The 21,431-nt window shown below is 71.2% G+C and carries 20 protein-coding genes; 4 read left to right on the top strand and 16 right to left on the bottom strand.

Annotated features, from left to right (window positions below):
• Window positions 1-108 precede the first annotated feature (108 nt).
• Window positions 109-807 carry an NAD(P)-dependent oxidoreductase gene (locus tag ACFY3L_RS40320; RefSeq protein WP_389336981.1) on the bottom strand — a complete coding sequence of 233 codons (699 nt, stop codon included), beginning with the start codon at window positions 805-807 and terminating at the stop codon, window positions 109-111.
• A 146-nt stretch (window positions 808-953) separates the two neighbouring features.
• Here ACFY3L_RS40320 and ACFY3L_RS40325 point away from each other — a divergent pair, with 146 nt between their 5' ends.
• From ACFY3L_RS40325 to ACFY3L_RS40335, 3 genes are read left to right on the top strand one after another with little or no spacing between them, the layout of a single operon-like run.
• A complete protein-coding gene (locus tag ACFY3L_RS40325) occupies window positions 954-1,928 on the top strand; it encodes a phosphotransferase family protein (protein ID WP_389336983.1) in 975 nt (324 codons plus the stop codon).
• A 10-nt stretch (window positions 1,929-1,938) separates the two neighbouring features.
• Window positions 1,939-2,142: a hypothetical protein gene (locus tag ACFY3L_RS40330; protein WP_389336986.1), complete on the top strand. Its 204-nt coding sequence runs from the start codon at window positions 1,939-1,941 to the stop codon at window positions 2,140-2,142.
• Entirely contained in the window at window positions 2,139-2,420 is a 282-nt protein-coding gene (locus ACFY3L_RS40335; RefSeq protein WP_389336989.1) for a hypothetical protein, read from the top strand. Before ACFY3L_RS40330 ends, ACFY3L_RS40335 begins: the two co-directional genes overlap by 4 nt.
• 17 nt (window positions 2,421-2,437) lie before the next feature.
• Here the strand turns inward: ACFY3L_RS40335 and ACFY3L_RS40340 are convergent, their stop codons facing one another.
• The 14 genes from ACFY3L_RS40340 to ACFY3L_RS40405 all read right to left on the bottom strand — a co-directional run bounded on the left by ACFY3L_RS40340 (window position 2,438) and on the right by ACFY3L_RS40405 (window position 18,190).
• Window positions 2,438-3,286, bottom strand: a complete 849-nt coding sequence (locus tag ACFY3L_RS40340) for a hypothetical protein (protein WP_389336992.1) — start codon at window positions 3,284-3,286, stop codon at window positions 2,438-2,440.
• A gap of 1,176 nt (window positions 3,287-4,462) precedes the next feature.
• Window positions 4,463-5,953 carry an MFS transporter gene (locus ACFY3L_RS40345; RefSeq protein ID WP_389336995.1) on the bottom strand — a complete coding sequence of 497 codons (1,491 nt, stop codon included), beginning with the start codon at window positions 5,951-5,953 and terminating at the stop codon, window positions 4,463-4,465.
• 41 nt (window positions 5,954-5,994) lie between these two features.
• Window positions 5,995-6,561 carry a dihydrofolate reductase family protein gene (locus ACFY3L_RS40350; protein ID WP_389336998.1) on the bottom strand — a complete coding sequence of 189 codons (567 nt, stop codon included), beginning with the start codon at window positions 6,559-6,561 and terminating at the stop codon, window positions 5,995-5,997.
• Window positions 6,562-6,632: 71 nt separating this feature from the next.
• Window positions 6,633-7,310, bottom strand: coding sequence for a sensor histidine kinase (locus ACFY3L_RS40355; protein ID WP_389337001.1), 678 nt, complete (start codon window positions 7,308-7,310; stop codon window positions 6,633-6,635).
• Window positions 7,311-7,763: 453 nt separating this feature from the next.
• Complete coding sequence (locus tag ACFY3L_RS40360) at window positions 7,764-8,180, bottom strand: group II intron maturase-specific domain-containing protein (RefSeq protein WP_389337073.1); 417 nt, start codon at window positions 8,178-8,180, stop codon at window positions 7,764-7,766.
• A gap of 184 nt (window positions 8,181-8,364) precedes the next feature.
• A complete protein-coding gene (locus tag ACFY3L_RS40365) occupies window positions 8,365-9,984 on the bottom strand; it encodes a fucose isomerase (RefSeq protein ID WP_389337004.1) in 1,620 nt (539 codons plus the stop codon).
• Window positions 9,981-11,459, bottom strand: coding sequence for an FGGY-family carbohydrate kinase (locus ACFY3L_RS40370; RefSeq protein WP_389337007.1), 1,479 nt, complete (start codon window positions 11,457-11,459; stop codon window positions 9,981-9,983). The genes ACFY3L_RS40365 and ACFY3L_RS40370 overlap by 4 nt, the downstream gene beginning before the upstream one ends.
• Window positions 11,456-12,421, bottom strand: a complete 966-nt coding sequence (locus ACFY3L_RS40375; RefSeq protein ID WP_389337010.1) for a LacI family DNA-binding transcriptional regulator — start codon at window positions 12,419-12,421, stop codon at window positions 11,456-11,458. The genes ACFY3L_RS40370 and ACFY3L_RS40375 overlap by 4 nt, the downstream gene beginning before the upstream one ends.
• Window positions 12,418-13,266 (bottom strand): alpha/beta hydrolase fold domain-containing protein, encoded by an 849-nt coding sequence (locus tag ACFY3L_RS40380; RefSeq protein ID WP_389337013.1) that lies wholly within the window; start codon window positions 13,264-13,266, stop codon window positions 12,418-12,420. The genes ACFY3L_RS40375 and ACFY3L_RS40380 overlap by 4 nt, the downstream gene beginning before the upstream one ends.
• Window positions 13,267-13,340: 74 nt before the next feature.
• The gene (locus ACFY3L_RS40385) at window positions 13,341-13,961 is read right to left on the bottom strand and encodes a hypothetical protein (protein ID WP_389337016.1); all 621 of its coding nucleotides are present in this window, start codon (window positions 13,959-13,961) and stop codon (window positions 13,341-13,343) included.
• The gene (locus ACFY3L_RS40390) at window positions 13,961-14,794 is read right to left on the bottom strand and encodes a carbohydrate ABC transporter permease (protein WP_389337019.1); all 834 of its coding nucleotides are present in this window, start codon (window positions 14,792-14,794) and stop codon (window positions 13,961-13,963) included. The genes ACFY3L_RS40385 and ACFY3L_RS40390 overlap by 1 nt, the downstream gene beginning before the upstream one ends.
• A complete protein-coding gene (locus ACFY3L_RS40395; RefSeq protein WP_389337022.1) occupies window positions 14,791-15,750 on the bottom strand; it encodes a carbohydrate ABC transporter permease in 960 nt (319 codons plus the stop codon). The genes ACFY3L_RS40390 and ACFY3L_RS40395 overlap by 4 nt, the downstream gene beginning before the upstream one ends.
• A gap of 17 nt (window positions 15,751-15,767) precedes the next feature.
• A complete protein-coding gene (locus ACFY3L_RS40400; RefSeq protein WP_389337025.1) occupies window positions 15,768-17,084 on the bottom strand; it encodes an ABC transporter substrate-binding protein in 1,317 nt (438 codons plus the stop codon).
• Between the two features lie 131 nt (window positions 17,085-17,215).
• On the bottom strand, window positions 17,216-18,190 hold the full coding sequence (locus tag ACFY3L_RS40405) for a LacI family DNA-binding transcriptional regulator (protein WP_389337028.1): 975 nt from the start codon (window positions 18,188-18,190) through the stop codon (window positions 17,216-17,218).
• Between the two features lie 181 nt (window positions 18,191-18,371).
• On the opposite strand from ACFY3L_RS40405, the gene ACFY3L_RS40410 reads away from it, so the two are divergent.
• On the top strand, window positions 18,372-20,783 hold the full coding sequence (locus ACFY3L_RS40410) for a GH116 family glycosyl hydrolase (protein ID WP_389337031.1): 2,412 nt from the start codon (window positions 18,372-18,374) through the stop codon (window positions 20,781-20,783).
• A gap of 340 nt (window positions 20,784-21,123) precedes the next feature.
• Here the strand turns inward: ACFY3L_RS40410 and ACFY3L_RS40415 are convergent, their stop codons facing one another.
• Window positions 21,124-21,306 carry a S26 family signal peptidase gene (locus tag ACFY3L_RS40415; RefSeq protein ID WP_389337034.1) on the bottom strand — a complete coding sequence of 61 codons (183 nt, stop codon included), beginning with the start codon at window positions 21,304-21,306 and terminating at the stop codon, window positions 21,124-21,126.
• Between the last annotated feature and the right edge of the window lie 125 nt (window positions 21,307-21,431).

A 21,431-nucleotide genomic window follows, 5' to 3' on the forward strand; every position in this document is an offset into this window, starting at 1 on the left:
CTCAGTCGAGGTCGACCGAGGCGCCGAGGGGGATGCGGGCGTGCGTGGTGCCCGCCGCATCAGGGCGATCTATCGGCGCGCACCGGCGGTGGCGGGCGCGGGACGGGCTCAGCGCCTGGCCGCCTCGCGACGGATCCACTGCAGGAGCTTCGGGTTCGCCTCGGTGGTGATGACGCTGACCGCCGTGCGCAGGTGCCGGTCGCCGTCGAGCAGCGCGAGCATGCCCGCGGCCAGGTCCTCGCGGGCGGTGTACATGCCGTCGGCGAACCCCTCGACCATCGTGTACGCCGTGGGCGCCGGCAGGTGGAACAGACCGCTGGGGCGCACGGCCGTCCAGTCCACGTCGCCGGCGGCCAGCAGCGCCTCCATCCGCCGCATGTCGTCATACAGCGTCCTGCCGAGGACCCGAGTCACGTACGGCAGCATGACCCGGTTGAACAGGAAACCGCCGCCGGAGTACGGGCGCGGGTCGACGCCGGCGGAGCTGACCACGACCACGCGCCGCACCCCGTGCCGCCGCATCGCGGTGACGATGTTGGCCGCGCCGCGCGAGTACATGCTGATCGGCTGCTTCCCGGCCCGTACCCCCAGCGCCGACAGCACCGCGTCCCGGCCCGCGACGGCGGCGTCGACGGCCCGCTCGTCGAGCACGTCGGCGGCGACCACGTCGAGCCGATCGTGCCGCAGCGGGAACGCGTCGGGCCGCCGCACGACCGCGGCGACGCGATGCCCCGCGGCGAGCGCCTGCTCGACCAGCACCCGCCCGGTGGCTCCGTTGGCGCCGAATACCGCCAGGCGCCTCGACACCCGCATGATGATCCTCCGCTCGCTCGTCCTACGGCACCCGAGACGAGACGGCCCGCTCACCTGTGACATGGACGGCGGCCGCTATCCGCTTGCCGATGCGGGGTGTGGTTGGGCACCATGGCGGGTCGGCAGAGACGGACGGGGGCGTGATGCGGGAATTCCTGCGCGTGGAGGAGCTGCGCGGCCTGGTGGCGGCGCGATTTGGATCCGACCGGCGCCTGGTGGCGCTGGACCGGGTGACCGGTGGGTCCAAGAAGGGCGTGTACCGGCTCCGGCTCGACGACGGCCTGACCGTGATCCTGTACGTCTGGGCCGCCGGCGAGAACTACTGGCCGCCGTCGCCGACGGCCGTGCCGGACGATCCGTTCACCGACGCGTCTGGCGCCGCGCTGTTCGCCGCCGCGCACGCGGCGCTCACCGGCGCCGGGGTCAGGGTGCCGCACCTGCTCGTGCTCGACCAGTCCTGCGACCACCTCGACGCGGACCTGGCCCTCATCGAGGACGTCGGTGCGGTGCGCCTCGAGACGCTGCTGCGGGACGACCGGGCGGCCGCCGCGGCGCCGCTCGAAGCCCTCGGCGACGCCCTGCGCCGCATGCACACGACGGCCTCCCCCTGGTACGGACGGCTTCTCGGCCGGACCGAGTCCGGGCAGCGACCGGCGGAGGACGTCATCGTCGACCGGGCCCTGGCCCACCTCGACGCCGCCACCGCGCTCGACGGGCGGCTCGCCTCGCACCGGGACCGGATCGCCGCCCACGTGCTGGCGTTGCGCGACGCGATCGGCCCGCGCCAGTCGTACCGGCTGATCCACGGCGAACTCGGGCCGGACCACGTCTTCGTCACGCCCGCCGGCGAGGCCGTCGTCATCGACATCGAGGGCCTCACGTTCTTCGACGTCGAGTGGGAGCACGCGTTCCTGCGCCTGCGCTTCGGCGACGACTACCCCGCGCTGCGCCCCGTCGACCTCGATCCGCGGCGGCTGCGCCTGTACGACTACGCGCAGACCCTCTCGCTCGTGGAAGGCCCGCTGCGGATCGCCGCGACCGACTTCCCCGGCCGGGACTTCATGCTGGACCTCGCCGAGCGCAACATCGCCAAGGCCCTCGCCGCCGTCCAGTAGCGCTGCCCGCATGGACGACTGCCTGCGGCTGGCGCTGCTGGAGTGCGACTACTCGTCGCCCGTGCGCAGGTCGCTGCCGCGGCAGGGCGTTCAGGACCGGCAGGCCCGCTACGGAGAGCTGCTGGCGGCACCGGTCGCCGAAGGCGTCCGCGAGGCCCGCTGGACCGTGAACTCCCTGCTGCGCACCGCCGTCCCGCCGGCGCCGACCCGGTGATCCGCGACCTGGACGGCATCGGCGCCTTCCAGGAGCTGCGGGTGCTGCACCTGCCCGCATCGGCCGTCGCCGACCTGACGCCACTCACCGAACTGCCCTCGCGGGTCCGTTGCGTTGAGCGTTGCCTGGTCAGGCATGCTTCAGCGGTGTATTCGAACCGTCGGCGTCCGACCCTGCGCCGCAGCGTTCAACGAGCTCGCCACCGCCATCTGAAGACTGGTCGGCACTCGCTGGAACGCACCCCTCCGATCGGCAAACGCAACAGCGCCGTGGATTAGGGCTGAGCCCGAGACACTCATGCCGGATCGATCCGCACCAGTACGCTCTTCACGCTGGTCTCGGGCTCGGGCGTCGTTACGAAGCGCGCGTACAGGCTAATGCGAGCCGGCGCGTCGGGGAGCCGTAGCCCGTAACCGAGCGTGTGCGACGCGAACGGGCCGGTGCGTGGCAGCACGTCTGCCGGTCCGAACGCCTCGTCGAGCTCGCGCCGTGTCAGCGTGCCGACCGGGAATCGTAGCTCGACGCTCGCGCGCGAGAGCTCGCCGGCCGTGACCAAGCATTCGCTCGCACCCAACGGCGGTGGGGTCGCCGGGATGCCGAGCGCGCTGCGGATCTCGACCTCGCTGCCAGTCGCCACCGCGCACAGGCGTTCGCCTATCGCGCGCAGCGCGCCAACAACGGGCGGCTGATCGGGCGTGTGCTTCAGGATCGGCGCGAAGTAGGCTCGCAGGCGCGCGAGCTCGGGGTGATTCGGCTCCACGCCCTGGGCGTAGATCGCGAGCCCCTCGCTCGCATGTCGCGCTGCATCGGCGAACCGCTGCCGCGCGTGGAGCAGCTTCGCGTAGAACAGCTCGCGCGTGCCCAGGATCACCGGCTGAGCCGGCGTGACCTGCGCTTCCGCTTCGATCGCCTGGACGATCCGTTGCTCGCTGCGCTGCTCGTCGCCGAGATCCAGCCACAGTGACGATACGGACGCGTAGATGTCGGCGCGCACCTTCACGTCGGCGTCCATGTCGGCGAGCATCGCGTCCGCGGCCGTAACGGCCTCGAGTGCGCGCACGCGATCCTTTTTCACGCGCAGCTGGATCCGAGCTTCCTTGACCAACTTCTCGACGGTTGCTCGTTCACTCATCGTCGGCCCCACGTCTCCTAGTGTCCTGAGTCTTTGATGAGTTGATTGAGAGAGTCCGTCAATTGGGCGGAAGTCGGTCAGGACGGTGGTCCGGAGTAGCAAACAGGCAGGGGCGTGTCGATCATCGGAGTTTCTCGAGGCTCTGTGACCGATTAGGACGCCCGTGCTGCCATCCCATCATCGCTGTTGGAGCTCGTCTGGGTCGAGTTCGCCGCGCTGCTGCCCGACCGCGTCAGATCGGCCGCCCTCGACCGTCCTGGCCGGTGTCGGGCGGTGTTGGCCGCGTTGACCCGGCTGCCGCTCGGTTGGCTGCGCCGGCATCGTCCGGTCACCCCGGCCATGCTGTTGGCCTGGCACCGCCGGCTGGTGCAACGCCGCTGGACCTACCCGAACCGGCCCGGCCGGCCGCCGATCGGTGCCGAGATACGCGACCTGGTCCTGCGGTTGGCACGGAGAACCCGAACTGGGCCACCGCCGCCGGGCGACAGCGCTGGGCGATCATGGAGAGTCTCGGCCTGCCGGCAGAGCCACTGGCCCTCGGCTACCGCCACATTCAGCCGAACAGGTTTCCGACCGCAGTCGTCGTCGAGGGCAGTGATAGCGGCTGACCTGAGCGACGACCCGGCAATCGGCGGCAGCTGAGTAGACCTAAGATCACTGACCGTCTAGCGGACCAACAAACCCGAACGCGGTCGATGTCATCCATCACGCATTCATGCCCGACGGTACTTCGCTGCGCGGACAGCGGACGCGACGAGGCAGCTTGAATGCACTCTACGGCGAGCGACGTTGTACCCGCTCGACTCGCGGCTTGTGAGGATGCCTGAGGCGACGGTGGCCTGGTCATCGCTCAGGACGGCTTCGGTCCGCTCACCGGAGTAGCAATCCGCATACTGTGATGCAGGGTGTGACCACTTATCATCCAGCGGATATATGGCGTGACCTGGACCTCGTCCAGCCTCGCCCCCCCTTACGGGGACATACGATTTAGGCTACAACCGCCCGCTTTCTCGCGGCCTTCATATTGCTGTCGATGACCATTACTCTCAATACTTCGATGCACGCGGATCCGCACCGTGCCGGACGCGCCCGTCGGCACCACCACCCACCGCCGCCGGCCGGCGCGCCCCAGCGCCCAGCAGCACGTCGGCCAGCAGCGAGGAATCGGCATCGTCCGCCCGTCCATGGTCAGCCGTCGCGTTGCGCTCCCGTTGCGACGGCGGGCCGCCGGGAGCGCACCACGTGGAGCACCAGGACGATCGCCATTACGGCCACGCAGAAGAACCCGACCGCGCGGAAGCCGGAGGTGAAGGCGTCGCGGACGTGCTGCAGGAGGGCGGCGTCGTGCTGATCGGCGGCCCGGCTGAAGCCGTCGACCCAGGAGCCGTCGGCGTGACCGGTGCTTTCGGTCAGCCGCGAGCGGTAGACCACCGTGCCGACGCTGCCGAGCACGACGAGCCCCATCGCGATGCCGATCTCGTTGGCCGTTTGGGTCAGCGACGCCGCGGAGCCGGCCCGTTCCGGCGGCGCATGGGAGATGATGTCGTTCATCAGAAACGGGAACGCCGCTCCGATGCCGGCCGTGCCGAGCGCACCACCGACGACCACGAGCAGGATCCCTGACCGGCCGGGCGGGATCACGGTGTACGCCGCGAACCCGGCGGTCATCAGCACCAGGCTGCCCAGGACGATGCGTGAGGGCGGAAGGTGACGGCCGAGCCACGGGCCGAGGTTCGACGCCACGATCATCGCGATCATCGACGGCACCAGCCACAGCGCCGCCCGCAACGGCGACAGCCCCTGCACCGACTGCAGGTAGAACGCCCAGAACATCGAAGTGCCGCCCATGATCAGCGCGGTCAGGAAGAGCACCCACATCTTTCGGGCGACGCCGGGCCGGCGCAGCAGGAAGAGGTCGACCAGCGGGTCGTCCAGCCTGTTCTGGCGGCGCACGAACACCGCACCCAGCGCGGCGCCCACCACCGCGACGACGACCGGCCGCCACGACCAGCCGCTGTTCACGACCAGTTTGAGCGCGGTCACCACCAGCAGGATGGAGGCCAGGCACAGGGCGGCACTGCGCAGGTCCAGGCGTCCCGCGGCCGGTGCCCGGAACTCCGGCAGAAGGCGCGGGGCCACCACCAGGGTCAGCAGCATTACCGGCACGCCGAGCAGGAACACCGAGCCCCACCACCAGTACTCGATCATCAGCCCGCCGATCACCGGCGCGACGGCCATTCCGACCAGGAAGCAGGTCATGTAGGCGCCCATCGCCGAGACGCTGCGCTTCGGGTCGGGGAAGAGCTGGCGGATCAGTGCCATCGACGCGGGCATGATCGCTGCACCGGCCACGCCCATGACGGCGCGCGTCACGATGACCATCCACGGTCCGGTCGAGAATGCCGCGATCGCCGAGGCGGCCGCGAACACCGCCGCGCAGTAGAGAATCAGCCGGCGCTGGCCAATCCGGTCACCGATCGCACCCATCGTGATCATCGTGCCGCCGACCATGAACCCGTAGATGTCGTTCATCCACAGCAGTTCCGCCGGCGACGGGCGGAGGTCGGCGGCCATCCGGGGCAGCGCGACGCCGAGCACGCTGATGTCGATCGCGATCAGCAGCGACGGCAGGGACAGCAGCGCCAGGGCCAGCCGCGGATCCCGCACGCGGGTCCGCATCGGCGCGGCTGTCGGCCCGGCGTCTGTCACGATGCTTCCCGTCATGACGCGAGCCCGTAGTGCGACACGGAAACCTGCCCGTCGAGCACCCGCGAGTCGACGAGCCGCAGGTTGTGGCGCCGGTCCGGACGGGCGAAGAGCGGCCGCCCGCCACCGAGCACCACCGGGTGCACCGCGATATGGTACTCGTCGATGAGCCCCAGCTCGGTGAGCGCCGCGGCCAGGGCGGCGCCGCCGGTGAGCAGCATGTCGCCGGCGTCCGGCCGGGCCTTGAGCGCGGCGACCTCGCCGGCGAGGTCGGAGCTGATGACGCGACTGGTCCACTCGTCGCCCTCGTACGTGCGCGAGAAGACGATCTTCGGTGTGGCCCGCCAGAACGGCGCGAACGCGGCGACGTGCGGATCGTCCGACATGGACTCGGCGTTCGGCCAGAACCCCACCATCATCTGCCACACGGGGCGCCCGAACAGCAACGTGTCGACGCGCTTGTCCAGCTCCTCGGAGTACGCGGACATCTCCGGACCCATCACCGGCCAGTCGAACTCCCCGTTCGGCCCGTCGATGAACCCGTCAACCGATGTGTGCACCCAGTAGATGATCTTGCCCATAGTTGCCTCCTTTCAGGCAGGTCGGAGCCGGCCACCACGTCTCGACATGGCGGCCTGACAAACTTCTGTGGCTACGAGTGGTCGACCGCAGCGGTCGACTCGGGCAGTTCGACGCGGAGGCGGAAGCCCCCGTCGCCGGTCGGTTCGCCGCCGGCCCACCCGCCGGCCGCGGCCGCCCGGTCCTTGAGCCCGGCGAGGCCGGAGCCGTCGCCGAGTCCCTGGTTCCGGGCGCCGTTGTTGTGGATGTCGAGCGACGTCGTGCCGTTGCTCCGGGCGAGGGTGATCGTGCAGGTGGTGGCGTCGCTGTGGCGGAGCAGGTTGGTGGTGCCCTCGCGGACCGCCCAGGCCAGCACCCGTTGCGCGCTCTGGGGCAGGGCGAGGTCGCCGCCGGGGGTGTTGATCCGGGTCTCGACACCCGCCGCCATCAGCAGGCCCTGTGCGGCGGCGATCTCCTCACGGAGTGTCACATGATGCTCGTCGCGGGTAACGGCCCGCACGTCGCGCAGGGACGCGCGGGCGATCTCGGTGAGGCCGGTGATCTCGTGCCGCGCCCGGGCCGGGTCGAGCGGCAGCAGCCGGGTGGCCAGATCGCCCTTGAGCGAGATCGCCGACAGGCTCTGGCCGAGCAGGTCGTGCAGGTCCCGGGAGACACGCACCCGCTCCTCGCCGACGGCCAGTTCGGCGAGCTCGGCGCGGGTGTCGTACAGCTCGTTGACCAGCCGGACGAGGCGGACGGTGCCGTAGAGCATCAACTGGCAAACTACTCGCTCGCTGCCCGGACGCGTGCACACCCGCGTTGCGGGTGAAGCAACCCTCATTGACCAACCGAGAGCCCGAGATCGTCCTGCTCGCCGCTGCCGTCGCGTAGACCAGTCGAGCGATCGAGGCAATCGCCTGCGCCAGGGTCGCAGCCCGAACCAACGCCCGGTGGCATGGAGGCTTGAGCGGTGATCGAGCCGGCGACCGCTCATCATGGAGCCGGCGTATCCACAGTCCACAAGGACGGATAATCCGTTCAATTCCGGCGAAATCTGCTATCGGTGCAAGGCCGATCAAGGTCGTGACCAGGGGCTGCCGGCATCTTGTCTAGTTGAGTCGGCCTGGAGTGCGGTGTCAGTGTTGCCGCTGGTCCGTTTCTCCAGGCCGCTCGCCGAACCCGCCGTGCGCGTCTCCGCGCAACGGGCTCTCCACGGTTGCTGTCGTCAGGCGTTGTCGGTTGCGGGCCAGGGGTTGGGGATCGTGGTGCCGCGCCAGCGGTAGCGGGTCACGGGAATGGCCACTATCGGCCGGTGCTCGGTCCCGCCCGCGGTGACGGGTAACCAGGTGCCGGTGGGTGTGGTGAACCGTTTGCGGATGGCCGTCCAGTTCCAGCGGTGTCGTCGCATCAGCATGTTGGTCAGCCGCCGCCACGTGAAGGTGTCGAGCGTGCTGAAGGTGTGCTTGGCCACGGCGTGCCGGAAGTAGTTGGCCCAGCCGTGCGTGATCTGGTTCAACCGGGTCCGTTGTGTTGAGCGTTTCCACGTCAGGCAGGCTTGAACGGTGAAGCTCTCGACCCGTCTGCGTCCGTCCCTGCCACCTCGGTCGGCGTTCGCCGGGTTCCGGTTCCCGCCCGACGTGATCGTGGTCGCGGTCCGGCTGTACCTGCGGTACAACCTGTCCTACCGCGACGTCGAGGAGCTTTGATCGAGCGGCGAGACTGACCCGACGGCAGGCTCGACGGCGCTGACCCACGCTGCGCATCGCGTGGCCGCGCGAGGCCCGCGACCACGCTGTGCTGTACCTCGGCCTCGGCAAGGATCCGCGTTAGCCGATGGCGGTGTCCCCGCAGAGGTGGACCTCGACGCCGAGGGCGGCGAACATGGCCGCCTTGACCAGCAGCGCCCGGTCGGCGACCTCCCCGCTAGGGGCGTAGGCGACGTTGAGGTGGTTCGCCTTGTGCCGGGCCATGAACTGGTCGCGGGACACCCCGTGCAGCACCGCGTGCATGATCGGCCAGGCCGGCGTCGTCGCCTGTGAGCGGCGCTCGGTCTCCGCGTCCGGCAGCGCGACGGCCGAGGCGCGGCCCAGGTCGACGTGCAGCCGGCCGCCCTGGACGAACACCCGGCTCCAGACGATCTCACCCGGTTTGCACACGCCCTTGATCGTCGAGCCGCCGAGCGGGAAGTACACCGGGTCCTGGCGCCAGCCGACCGCCTCGGCATAGCCGGTCGCGAAGTGCGACGGCGGTACCGAACCGGAGATCTCGAAGACCCAGACGAACTCGCCCTCGTAGTCCTCGCCCCAGCGCACGTCGTGCAGCGTGGTCGCCGGGTCCAGGCCCATCGCGGTCCAGATCCGGTTGGTGACCAGCGCGTCGACGGCCACGCCCTCGTCGGCCTCGTTGAAGTGCGGCAGCGGCGCGCCCTCCCACAGCACACGCGCGCCGTCGCGGGACGTGACCGGCGGGCGGTCGGCGTTGTTGAGCAGGCCCTCGGCGAGGTCGGAGGCGGGCGAGAGGTCCTTGAGGCCCTGCTGGTACTGGATGCCGACCGCGTCGAGGCCGAAGTCGTCGCTGATGCGCAGCGCCGCGATGTACATCTTGTACTGCCAGCGCAGCTGCGCCTCGGTGAGTTCGGTCGCCTCGTCGGTGCCGAGCTTGAACGTCATGCCCTTCGCCCGCAGCCACGCCCCGACCGCGTCGGCCTCGGCGTCGGGGACGCGCAGCATCTCGGCCCACAGCGCGCTCTGCGACAGCCGCTCCTTGTAGACGCCGATCGGGTTGAGCAGCTCGTCGTCGATGATGGCGTTGTACATGCCCATGCAGCCCTCGTCGAAGACGCCGATGATGGCCTTGTCGGCGAGCAGCTGCGCGGCGAGCGCGCGGCCGAGATCGACCTCAGCCGATGACGGCAGCGCCGGCAGGTCGCGCACGTGCGAGCCGTCGTGGTCGATGCGGCCGGTGGCGACCCACTGCCGCAGGCCGTCCTTGAACCAGTCGTCGGTGAAGTCGACCGACCAGATCGTCGAGTACGCCACGCCCATCTTCGCCATGCCCGCGTTGACGCCCAGCAGGCCGACGAGGCCGGGCCAGTCGCCGGCGAAGTTGGCGACGGTGAGGATCGGGCCGCGATGGGTGCGCAGGCCGGCCAGGACGTGGTGACTGTACTGCCACACCGCCTCGGCGACGACGAGCGGCGCGTCGGCGGGGATCGTCTTGAAGACCTCCAGGCCCATCCGCTGGCTGTCGATGAAGCCCTCGTGCGCGCGCACCACCGACCAGCCCAGCTCCTGGAATGCGCCCGTGACGGCGGCCTCGACGGCGACCTGGGTGGGCCAGCCCGCGGCGTTGGCGCTGGGGCGCAGGTCGCCGCTGGCGATGAGGTACGCCGTCTGCGGCGGGCACGCCGGTCGGCTGACCGCGGGGGGCATGGTGTATCCGGTCATGATCTCTCCTCCGGGAGGGCGAGCCGGCGGGCTCGCGACGCGAGGGCGTGGGCGACGCCGCGGGTGGCCGGGTACAGCTCGCGGTACAGCGCGTACAGCTCGTCGTAGCCGGGCCGCAGGGCGGCGTCCGGGGTGATGGTCTCGGCGGGCGGGTTCCACGCGGCGATGTCGGCGCCGGTGGTGGTGCGGGCGGCGAGGTAGGCCGCCCCGTAGGCGGCGCCGACGGTGGTGGCCGGCACGACCTGGGTGAGGCCGGTGACGTCGCTGACGATCCGGGTCCACAGCCCGCCCCTGGTGCCGCCGCCGACGGCGACGACCCGTTGCACAAGGGCGCCGGCCGTGCGCATGGTCTCGACGTTGTGCCGGACGCCGAGGGCGGTCGCCTCCAGGGCGGCCCGGTACAGGTCGCCGCGGGTGTGGCTGAGCGTCAGCCCGGCGATGACGCCGCGGGCGTCGGGGTCCATGAGCGGCGTGCGCTCACCCGCGAAGTACGGCAGCATCAGCAGCCCCCGCGCGCCGGGCCCGGACTCGGCCGCCTCGGCGAGCAGGGCCTCGTAGTCCGCGTTGGACAGCTCCCGCAGCCAGCCGGTGACGGCACCGGACGTGGCCATGCCCCCGGCGAGGCTGCGGGAGCCGGGGTACGCCCCGACCGTTCCCCACATCGACGGGGTGGTGATCGGCCGGTCGACGGTCGCGACGAGGAACATCGTGGTGCCGTACATGAGCATGAGGTCGCCGGGGTTCTGGGCGTCGACGCTCACGGCCTCGGTCCAGGCGTCGATCGTGCCGGTGATGACCGGGACGCCGGCGGGGATGCCGGCGACGGCCGTGCGGGTCACCCCGGCGACGTCGGCCGGCCACGACAGGGGCGGCAGCTCCAGGTCCGGGGCGATCCGTGCGGCCCAGGGGCGGTACCAGGCGAGGTCGTCGGGCGCGTACAGCGGCGTGCACTGGCTGGCCGAGTGGTGGTCGAGGATGTACTCGCCGGTGAGCTGGTACGCCAGCCAGGAGGCGGGCATGAACAGCCGGCGGGCGCGGGCCCACACCTGCGGCTCGTGGGCGGCGACCCAGGCGAGCTTCGGGCCGACGGCCTGGGTCGACAGGACCGAGCCGCAGCGGGCGAGGATCGCCTCGTCGCCGCCGAGCTCGCCGGTCAGCGCCGCGATCTCGGCCGTGGCCCGGGTGTCGACGCCGTACAGGATCGCGGGCCGCAGCGGCTCCCCGTCGGCGGTCGTCAGCAGCACGCACGGACCCATGCCGCTGACCCCGACCGCGGTCACGTCCCCGTGGGCGGTCAGCTCGGCGGCGATGGAGCGGAACTCGTCCCACCACACGTCGGCGGACATCTCCACGTGTCCCGGGAACGGGCGGGAGACCTCATGGGAGCGTACGGCGGTGGCCAGCACCCGGCCGTCGGGGTCCACCAGCACGCCCTTGCTGCTGGAGGTACCGATGTCGACACCGAGGAACATCATGAACCTTCCTTCGCGCGCAGGACCACGGTGCGGGCCGGGCCGACCGCCCCCGAGATGCGGTCGAGCAGCAGGCCGGCCGCGGCCGCGCCCAGCTCGCGGGCCGGCAGGTCGACGACCCGGATGCCCCGCCGCTCGAACGAGGCGAACGGCAGGTCGCCGAAGACGGCGAGGCCGAAGCCGGGCGGCGTGAGGCCGGCGTCGTGCAGCGCGTCGAGCGCTCCGGCGGCCATGAGGTTGTTGGCGACGACCGCGGCGTCCGGCGGCTCGCGCAGCGCGAGCAGGTCGGCCATCGCGGCCCGGCCGCCGTCGACCCGGTAGTCGGCGTACCGCAGCAGGGCGTCGTCGTCGCGGCCCTGCCGGGCGTAGGTGGCCTGCTGCCAGCCCTCCATCCGCAGCTGCGCGGTCTCCACCGAGCTGGGCCCGGTGATGCAAGCGACCCGGCGAAACCCGGCGGCGAACAGCGACTCGGCGGCAGAGCGCCCGCCGGCCCGGTTGTCGACGGTGACCGCGTCGATGTCGTTGCGGTGCAGGCTGCGGTCGACGGCGACGACCGGCCGCTTCGCGGCGATGAGCCGCGACACGTCGCTGGCGTCGTCGGCCGGTGCGAGGATCGCGCCGGCCATGTGCTCGGCGAGGACGATGTCGATGTAGGTCTTCTCGCGGTCCGGCTCCTCGTCGGTGTTGCACAGCACGACCGAGTAGCCGGCGGCCCGGGCCCGGTTCTCCACGCCGCGCGCGAGCGCGGTGAAGAACGGGTTCTCGATGTCGGGAATGATGAGGGCGATGACGGCGGAGCGCTGGACGCGCAGCCGGCGGGCGGTGCGGTTCGGGATGAACGACAGCTCCTCGGCGGCGGCCCGGACGAGCCGCTCCGACTCGGCCGAGACGCGGGTGCCGTTCATGACCCGGCTGACCGTGGCCGGCGACACCCCGGCGCGGGCGGCCACCTCGTAGATCGTCACCAACTCAGGTCCCGGGCCAGGGCGTTGCGGCGGCGCTCGACGGCGGTGCGGCTGACGGCGGCGCCGGGGGCGATGCGCTCGAACGCGTGGACGGCGCCGGGCCAGCACTCGAAGCGCACCTCGACGCCGGCCGCCTCGAGCCGCTGCGCGAACCCGACGTCCTCGTCGCGGAACAGGTCGAGCTCGCCGGTGTCGAGGTAGGTCGGCGGCAGGCCGGCCAGGTCGGCTGCCCGGGCCGGGGCGGCGTAGGCGTCGGCCGGGTTCCCGCCGAGGTACGCGTTCCAGGCGACCGTGGCGAGGCGCCCGTTCCACACCGGCGCGTCACCGGTCACGGTTCGGTCGTCGAGCATCGGGTAATACAGGTGCGCGGCGGCGATCGCCGGGCCGCCCTCGTCGCGGGCCAACAGGCACAGGGCCGCGGCCAGGCCGCCGCCCGCGCTGCCGCCGGCGACGACGACCTTCTCGTAGTTGGCCGCGCACCAGGCGAGCGCGGTCCGGCAGTCGTGCAGCGGGGCCGGATGCGGGTGCTCGGGCGCGAGCCGGTAGTCGACGGCGACGACGGTCGCATTCAGGGCCGCGGCGAGGCCGCAGCAGAAGGCGTCGTCGATGGCGGCGCTGCCGAGGAACATGCCGCCGCCGTGGATCCACAGCACGCAGCCGGCGCCGCTGCCGTGGACCCGCAGTTGCAGGCCGTCCAGGGAGACGAACTGGGGTTCGACCGCCGGCGCGACCTCGACCCGGAGCCGGTCGTCGATCGCGCGCACCGTGGCGACGTCGAGCGGCGTGGACGGCAGGTGCGGGGTCAGGGTCCCGGCGATGCCCTCGACCAGCTCGGGATCGATCATGGGAACGGCCGGACCGATCCCGGAAACGGCCGGAGCGGTCCCGGGAACGGCCGGATCGGCGTCGGGGAACGCGGTCATGAGCGCGCCTGCACGGTGTCGATCTCGTCCAGCAGCGCAGCCGTCTGGCGGGCCGCGACCGTCAGCACCAGCGGCACCACCACGATCGCGAGGACCCCGGCCGAGGCGACCACGGCGAAGCCGCCCAGGCAGGCCAGGGCGAGCAGGGTGAACGCCCAGCCGGGACGGTACGCGACGAGGATCGCCCCGCCGCGCACCGCCGCCAGCCCGCGCCGCCCGCGCACCGCCCCGTAGGCGAGCGCGGACGGCCCGGCGAGCAGCAGCCCGGCGCCGCACACCGCACCGAACAGTGCGGCGGGGCCGCCGCTCACCAGTCCAACTCCGGCGGCCGTCGCGCCGGCCGCCAGTACCACTGCCAACACCGGATCGACGTCGCGCAGCTGCGCGACCCGGGCCGCTCCGCCGCGGGCCACGGCGCCCGCCATCGCGGCGGCGCCGGTGAGCGCGAGCGCTGGCGGCACCGTGGTGAGGGCAAGCAGCCAGGCCGGCAGCCCGGCCACCACCGCGACCGCGAGCGGGACGGCGGCGAGCGCGGTGACCGCGCCGGCGAGGAGGTTGCGGGGCAGCTCGTGCCAGAAGGCCACGGCCCCGCCCGATGTGGTGGTCCAGCTGTTCATCAGAGTTTCAGCCCGCTCGATGCGATGGATTGGACGATGTACCGCTGCGCCGCGACGAAGACGACGAGGACGGGAACGATGGCCATCGCGATCCCGGCCGCGATCGTGCCGAGCGAACCGGTCGAGAAGCGGCCGGCGAGCAGGACCAGGCCGACGGGCAGGGTCTGCTTCTCGGTGTCGCTGATCATGACCAGGGGCAGCAGGAGGTCGTTCCACCAGTACGTGAAGCACAGGATGCCGAGCGTCGCCAGCGATGGGCCGGACAGCGGCAGGATGACCCGCAGGAACGTGCGCAGGTGCCCGGCGCCGTCGATGCGGGCAGCCTCCTCGAGCTCCTTCGGCAGTGCCAGGAAGTGCTGGCGGAGCAGGAAGATGCCGAACGCGCTGAAGATGCCGGGCAGGATGAGCGCCCACAGCGTGTTGGTGAGGCCGAGCTTCGACAGCACGAGGAACAGCGGGACGATCGTCACCTGGATCGGGATCATCAGCGAGCCGATGACGACGGCGAACAGCACGCCCTTGCCGCGGAAGTTCAGCCGCGCGAACGCGTAGGCCGCGGTGGAGCAGGTGAGCAGCTGGGCGACGGTGATCGTGGTGGAGACGACGATCGAGTTGAGGAAGAAGCGGTAGTACGGGACCTGGTCGGTGACCTTGCCGAAGTTGTCCGTGGTCAGGTTGTCCAGGGAGAAGCTCGGCGGCAGGCGGTACAGCTCGGCGTCGGAGCCGGAGAACGCGCCGCGGAAGATCCACAGGAACGGTGCAGTGATGGCGAGCGCCGCGATCGCGAGGACCAGGAACGTCGCCGTGCGCGAGAGAACCCTCGAAGTGCTCATTCGTAAAACGTCCATCTGCGGGAGAGCCGGAACTGGATCGCGGTGAGCACGATGAGGACCAGCGTGAACGTGATGCCGATGGCCGAGGCGTAGCCCAGCTCGAAGTCGCCGAACGCGCGGTCGTAGAGGTACTCGACGATCGTGCGGCTGGCGTCGCCGGGGCCGCCCTGGGTGAGCACCCGCGGCTCGGCGAAGATCTGGAACGAGTTGATGGTGTTGATGACGACCAGGAAGAAGATCGTCGGCGAGAGCATCGGGAAGGTGATCCGCCAGAACCTGGTCCAGGCGTTGGCCCCGTCGACGACGGCCGCCTCCTTGAGCTGGGCCGGGATCGACTGCAGCCCCGCGATGTACACCAGGATCGAGAACCCGATCGTCTTCCACGAGTTGACGATGATCACCGATATCGGCGCCCAGGCCGACGAGCCGAGCCAGTCGATGCGGTCCACGCCCACCAGGCCGAGCAGGTAGTTCACCAGCCCGAGGTCCTTGTTGAGCAGGAACCGCCAGATCAGCGCGACGGCGGAGGCCGACACGACGAACGGGAACAGGAACGACAGCCGGAACAACGCCCGCAGCCAGCGCGGCATCCGGGCCTCCAGCAGCACCGCGAGGAGCAGGCCGAGCACGACGTTGACGGCGAGGATGACCAGCGCCATGTACGTGGTGGAGCCGTAGACACCGAGCAGGCGCTCGTCGTGCACGAGCCGGTCGAAGTTGTCGAGGCCGACGAAGGTGCCGTCGCTGAGCAGGTTCCAGTCGTAGAAGCTCAGGTACAGCACCCCGGCCGTCGGGGCGGCGACGAACACGAGGAACGTCACGATCGAGGGGCTGAGGAAGGCGAGCGCGGGGAGCCCGTCCCCCCGGGTGCGGCGGGCCTGCGGGGCCCGTGGCCCGGGGTCGGCGGCGATGGTGCCGCCGGCCCCGGACCGGCGTGTGGTGCTGCTGATGGTCATGATCCGCCTTTTCGGCTTCAGCAGGTGACGATGCTGTTCAGCTCGTTCTGCATGTTCTTGAGGCCGTCGGACACCGAGGCCTCGCCGGCGAAGATCAGCTGGAGGTGGCGCAGGACGGTCGACTCGAACGCGCTGTACTTCGCGGGGGCGGGGTACGGCACCAGGGTCGGGTACTTGTCGATGCTGTCGTAGTAGAGGTCGGAGTTGGCCGGGGGCACGCCGACCTTCGAGATCGTCTGGGCGACCGAGCGGCGCGACGGGATCGAGTCGCCGGGCTTGTCCGCGGTGCCGACGTACTGCTGCTCGATCTCGTTGCTGACGGTGAACTTCTGGTACTCCCAGGCGAGGTCCGGGTTCTTCGACGACTTCAGGATGGGGTAGCCGGCGCCGCCGAACACGGTCTTGTAGGTGTCGCCCTTGGGGTACAGCTGGATGTCGAACGCCTTGAACCCGGCGGGCAGGAACGTCGCGATCGGCCAGCGGCCGGCGCCGAACATGGCGACCTGCCCGTTCTGGAACCGGGTGAACACGTCGCTCATCGGCATCGGGGCCGGCGCGATCTGCTCGGTGATCATGTCTCTGAGGAAGCTGACCGCCTTGTTGACCTGCGGGGAGTCGGCCGTCGGCTTGCACACGTCGTCGCTGGTGAGGTTGCCGCCGGCGTTGGCGACCCACGGCATGATGCCCGGGAAGATCTCGTTGCTGGCCCAGGTGAAGCCGTACTGGTCGGGCTTGCCGTCGCCGTTGGTGTCGGCGGTGAGCTTCTTGGCCGTCTCCTTGAAGTCGGCCCAGGTCCAGTCGGCCTTCGGCGGGTCGATGCCGGCCTTCTTGAACACGTCCGTGTTGTAGTACACGACCATGTCGTTCCAGCCGTAGGTCAGCGTGACGACGTCGCCCTTGACGGTGAAGCCGTCGATGAGCCCCTTGGCGATGTCGCCGGTGAGGGCTTTCGCGTCGGCGTCCTTCTCGAGGTACTGGTTGATCGGCTGGACAAGCTTGTTGGAGTGCACGAACTGGGCGCCCTCGCCGGAGATGACCATGAGGTCGGGGTGCTTGCCGGAGGCGATCAGCGTCGCGACGTTCGCGTAGTAGGTGCCCCAGTTCTCGCCGGTCACCGGGGTGAGGGTGACCTTGACGCCGGGGTGCCCCGCCATGAACTGGTCGGCGGTGGATTTGTTGCCCGCCTCGGCGGCCGGGCCGTAGTTCCAGTAGACGATCTCCAGCGACTTGTCGCCGTCCGCGGCGGCGTCGTCGCCGGAGCAACCCGCAAGGGCGGTAGCCGCGAGGGCGGCTGTCGCGCAGAACAGCGCGACCTTGCGGAATCGAACGTTCATAAGCCTGCGTCCCTCTCCGTTGAGAAGCGGTGCGGTGCGCAAAGTGAAGACCAAGAAATCGATTTCGTCAAGACCCCAGCCACTCCTGCTCGATCTTGTGCCTGATCAGGAAAGTCTTTTGCTGATATCGATTACAGCGAGGGTGTCTTGACCTCGGCACGCAGCACCACGGTGCGCGGCGGCGTGGTGTCCCCGCCGATCCGTTCGAGCAGCATCGACGCGGCGGTGGTGCCGAGGTGGCGGGCCGGCAGCCGCACCTCGACGACGCTGGCCGGGGCGGATGTCAGGAACGGCAGCTCGCCGACGACGGCCAGGCCGAACTCGGCCGGCGGGATGCCCGCGGCGGCGATGGCCTGCAGGGCGCCGACGGCCATGAGGTTGTTCGTCGTCACGACCGCGTCCGGCGGGGTGTCGAGCGCGAGCAGGGCGGTCATGGCGGCGCGCCCGCCGTCGACGCGGAAGTTCGCGTGCTGGAGGTAGCCGTCGTGGGTGACGGTCCGGCGGGCCGTGACCACCTGCCGCCAGCCCAGGAAGCGGTCCTCGGTCGTCTCGATCCCGGCCGGGCCGGCGATGCAGGCGATCCGGCGGTACCCCTGGTCGAACAGCGCGGTCGCCGCGGCGACGCCGGCGGCGCGGTTGTCCACCTTGACGGCGTCGACCGGGTAGGGCGTGGTGCGGTCGACGGCCACCACGGGCCGCCCGAGCTCGGCGATGGAGCCCAGGTCGACCTCGTCGGAGGCCGGCGCGAGGATGACGCCCGCCATCTGCTCGGACGCGGCGATGCCGAGGTAGCGCTTCTCCTTGGCCGGGTCCTCGTCGGTGTTGCAGAGCACAACGGAGAACCCGGACTCCTGGGCGCGGTCCTCGACGCCGCGGGCGAGCGCGGTGAAGAACGGGTTCTCAATGTCGGGGATGAGCAGGGCGACGAGCTCGGAGCTCTGCTTGCGCAGCCGCCGGGCGGTCCGGTTGGGCACGAACGAGAGCTTGGCGGCGGCCTCGCGAACGGCCCGCTGCTTCTCCTCGGAGACGGTGAGCCCGTTGTAGACGCGCGAGACGGTCGCGGGCGAAACCCCGGCGAGCGCCGCTACCTCGTAGATCGTGGCCATGACCCAACACTGTAATGGTCCCCGCGGCGGCTCCCGGCCGTCGCGGGGACCAGGGGCGCGAGTGGTGCTTGACAGCGCGTGACCGGGCGTCTAGCTTGTGCGAAATCGATTTCACGAACTCCGGGGCACCAGCCGGCAGGTGTGGTTCCTCCGGGGGTGGCGTGTGCTCTAGGAGGCGTCAGTGCGGCGGTACACCGGAGACGCGCGGCGCGCGGTGGCGTTCCCGCTCGGAGGGTTCGGAACCGGGCACGTGGCGCTCGCCGGGGACGGGTCCCTGCGGCAGTGGCAGCTCAGCGGGGTCGCCAACCACCGCGGGTTCCTGCCCGACAGCTTCTTCGCCCTGCGCGTCTCCTCGCTCGAGCCGCCGGACGACGTCGTGCGCCTGCTGCGCAGCGCGCCCGTCGAGCCGCACCCCACGCCCGCGCCGAACGTCTCCGACGCCGACGTGCCCGACGCCGGCGTGCTGCCGCCGTGGCCCACCGTCCAGGGCACCGAGTTCCGGGCGAGCTACCCGTTCGCCGAGGTCACGTACCTCGACGAGGCGCTGCCCGTCGACGTGGTCATGGAGGCGTTCACACCGTTCGTGCCGCTCGATCACGACGCCAGCTCACTGCCGCTGGTGCGGTACCGGTTCACGATCACCAACCGCAGCGCGCAGTTCCGGCACGGCTGGCTGCTCGGCACGCTGCAGAACGGGGTCGGGTGGGATGGGGTCACGCCCGTCGACGGGACCCGCGGGGCCGGGTACGGCGGGAACGTCAACCGGCTGGTCAGGCGCCCCGGGCAGACCGGGGTCCTCATGGACCATCCGGGACTGGCCGAGGACGACCCCGCCTACGGCGAGATGCTGCTGTGGACCGACGGGCCGGCCGCGGCGCTGCCCCGGGCGGCGAGCGCCGAGGCGCTGCTGCGGTTCGTCGAGACCGCCAAGCTGGTGACGCCCGTGCAGCTCGGGGACTACAGCGACGACGCGCTGCGGGCGGCCGTCGCCGGCGGGGTGTCGCCGATGCGGGCGCCCAGCGGGCCCAGCCCGGCCGGGCACACCTGGGACGCGGGTGTGGCGGTGGCGTTCGCGCTGCGGCCCGGTGAGGCCACCACGGTCGACGTCGTGCACGCCTGGTGGTTCCCGAACCGCTACGCGGACTTCGACCGGTTCGGGCCGCAGCGCCCGCAGTACGACCGGAGCAGGTTCTGGGTCGGCAACCACTACGCGACCCGCTTCGGGGGCGCACTCGACGTCCTGGACGCGTACCTCGCCGACCGTGAGCGCCTCGACGCCGCGTCGCGGGCGTGGGCGGACGCGGTGTCGTCGAGCAACCTGCCCGAGCCGCTGCGGGAGGCGATCTCCGCGCAGGGCACGCTGGTGCGCTCCCCCACGTTCTTCCGCACCGCGGACGGCAAGGTGTTCGGGTACGAGGGCGCGCTCGGCGAGTCGACCCGCAACTGGAACGGCGACGTCGGCGGCTCGTGCCCGCTCAACTGCAACCACGTCTTCAACTACGAGCAGGCCCTGGCGCGGCTCTTCCCGGCGCTCGGGCGCGACATGCGCGAGACCGAGTTCGCGGTGCAGGCGCCGGACGGCACGCTGCCCCACCGGGTGGTGCTCCCGCTGTACCTCCCGCAGCTGCACGACGTGCCGATCGGCGGGCCGGAGCGCCCGGCGCTGGACGGCATGCTGGGTGCGGTCCTCAAGACGTACCGGTCCGTCCTCGACGGCGCCGGCGAGGCCTGGCTCCGCACCCACTGGTCCGCCCTGCGGCACCTCGTCGATCGCATCGCGGCGGTGTGGGACGCCGACGGTGACGGGGTGCTGCAGGGCGACCAGCCCGTGACGTACGACATCAGCCTGCACGGACCGAACATGTTCGTGGGCGGGCTGTGGCTGGCGGCGCTGCGGGCGATGGAGCGCATGGCCGAACTGGTCGACCTGTCAGCGGCGGCCGGCTACGCGGAGCACTTCACGCTCGGCCGGGACAACTACGACAAACTGCTGTGGAACGGCGAGTTCTATGCGCAGCCGGTGACCGGGGAGGCGTTCGACTTCGGCAGCGGCTGCCTCTCCGACCAGCTCCTCGGCCAGTGGTGGGCGCACCAGCTGGGCCTCGGCCACATCCTGCCCGCCGACCGGGTGCGCACCGCGCTCGCCTCGATCGTGCGGTACAACCTGCGGACCGGCTTCACCGAGCACGGCTACCGGGTGTTCGCCGACGGCGACGAGACCGGCCTGGTGGTGTGCAGCTGGCCGCTCGGGGGCCGGCCGGCGGTGCCGCTGCGGTACTGCGACGAGGTGTGGACGGGCGTGGAGTACCAGGTCGCGGCGCACTGCCTGTACGAGGGGCTGACCGACGAGGGGCTGTCGATCGTCACGGCGCTGCAGGCCCGCCACGACGGGACCCGCCGCAACCCGTTCAACGAGATCGAGTGCGGCGACCACTACGTGCGGGCGATGGCCGGCTGGTCCCTGCTGGACGCCTGGCGGGCGACCCGCCCCGGCCGCTACCCGTTCGTGGCCGGCACCAGGTGGGGCGTGGTGACGGTGGCGGCGGACGGCACGTCCTCGGTGGAGGTCCTCGGCGGCACCCTCGAGCGCTAGTCTTGCTTTTTAACCTTCGGGTTTCTGCTGTTCGGCTTGGGTGCGGGCGCGGTGGACGGTTGTGCCGACGTCGTGGTGGGGTGCGTGGTGTCGGTTGGGGCTGCCGGGTGGGCGTCCGGGGCCGGGTCGGGTGGGTTTTGGTGCCTGTGCGGGGTGGCTGGTCTTCGTTCGGATTCATCTTTGGCGAGACGACATGATCACCGAATGCCATCCGTATGTCCACTCAGGACACCGCATACCGTCAGACCAGAGCCCAAAGGTTAAGAGCAAGACTAGGCCTCACCCGACGCAACGCAACCGTCAGGACCGAGCCCGGCGCGGAGGACCGCGAAACCGGCGGTCACCGGTGCCCGCGGCGATCGAGACCGTCGGCGGGCCGGACCGGCCCGGACCGCGGTCGGATGGGCCGATGGGCGATGACCACGCCGACCACGGCGCCGGCCGGCTGGAATCCGTGGGACCGCGAGTCCGCGCTGTGCTCGGCGTTGTCGCCGAGCACGACGAGCCGGTCGGATGGGACCACCGTCTCGGGGGGCCCCCGGGCCCCCCGCCCCCGGGGGCCCGGGGGGGGCGCCCCCCCCGGCAGCCAGTAAGGCGGCTGGGCCGCCCGGCCGGCGGCGGGGGGGGGGGGGGGGTCGACGGCGCCGC

The sequence above is a fragment of the Dactylosporangium sp. NPDC000521 genome (genome assembly GCF_042898305.1).
Taxonomy (GTDB): domain Bacteria; phylum Actinomycetota; class Actinomycetes; order Mycobacteriales; family Micromonosporaceae; genus Dactylosporangium.

What these genes read in the sequence shown, in the direction of transcription:
- ACFY3L_RS40395 (WP_389337022.1), bottom strand. Translation starts at nt 15,750, where the DNA reads ATGACCATCAGCAGCACCACACGCCGGTCCGGGGCCGGCGGCACCATC.
- ACFY3L_RS40350 (WP_389336998.1), bottom strand. Translation starts at nt 6,561, where the DNA reads ATGGGCAAGATCATCTACTGGGTGCACACATCGGTTGACGGGTTCATC.
- ACFY3L_RS40355 (WP_389337001.1), bottom strand. Translation starts at nt 7,310, where the DNA reads ATGCTCTACGGCACCGTCCGCCTCGTCCGGCTGGTCAACGAGCTGTAC.
- ACFY3L_RS40365 (WP_389337004.1), bottom strand. Translation starts at nt 9,984, where the DNA reads ATGACCGGATACACCATGCCCCCCGCGGTCAGCCGACCGGCGTGCCCG.
- ACFY3L_RS40380 (WP_389337013.1), bottom strand. Translation starts at nt 13,266, where the DNA reads ATGATCGATCCCGAGCTGGTCGAGGGCATCGCCGGGACCCTGACCCCG.
- ACFY3L_RS40405 (WP_389337028.1), bottom strand. Translation starts at nt 18,190, where the DNA reads ATGGCCACGATCTACGAGGTAGCGGCGCTCGCCGGGGTTTCGCCCGCG.
- ACFY3L_RS40385 (WP_389337016.1), bottom strand. Translation starts at nt 13,961, where the DNA reads ATGAACAGCTGGACCACCACATCGGGCGGGGCCGTGGCCTTCTGGCAC.
- ACFY3L_RS40330 (WP_389336986.1), top strand. Translation starts at nt 1,939, where the DNA reads ATGGACGACTGCCTGCGGCTGGCGCTGCTGGAGTGCGACTACTCGTCG.
- ACFY3L_RS40345 (WP_389336995.1), bottom strand. Translation starts at nt 5,953, where the DNA reads ATGCGGACCCGCGTGCGGGATCCGCGGCTGGCCCTGGCGCTGCTGTCC.
- ACFY3L_RS40390 (WP_389337019.1), bottom strand. Translation starts at nt 14,794, where the DNA reads ATGAGCACTTCGAGGGTTCTCTCGCGCACGGCGACGTTCCTGGTCCTC.
- ACFY3L_RS40370 (WP_389337007.1), bottom strand. Translation starts at nt 11,459, where the DNA reads ATGATGTTCCTCGGTGTCGACATCGGTACCTCCAGCAGCAAGGGCGTG.
- ACFY3L_RS40400 (WP_389337025.1), bottom strand. Translation starts at nt 17,084, where the DNA reads ATGAACGTTCGATTCCGCAAGGTCGCGCTGTTCTGCGCGACAGCCGCC.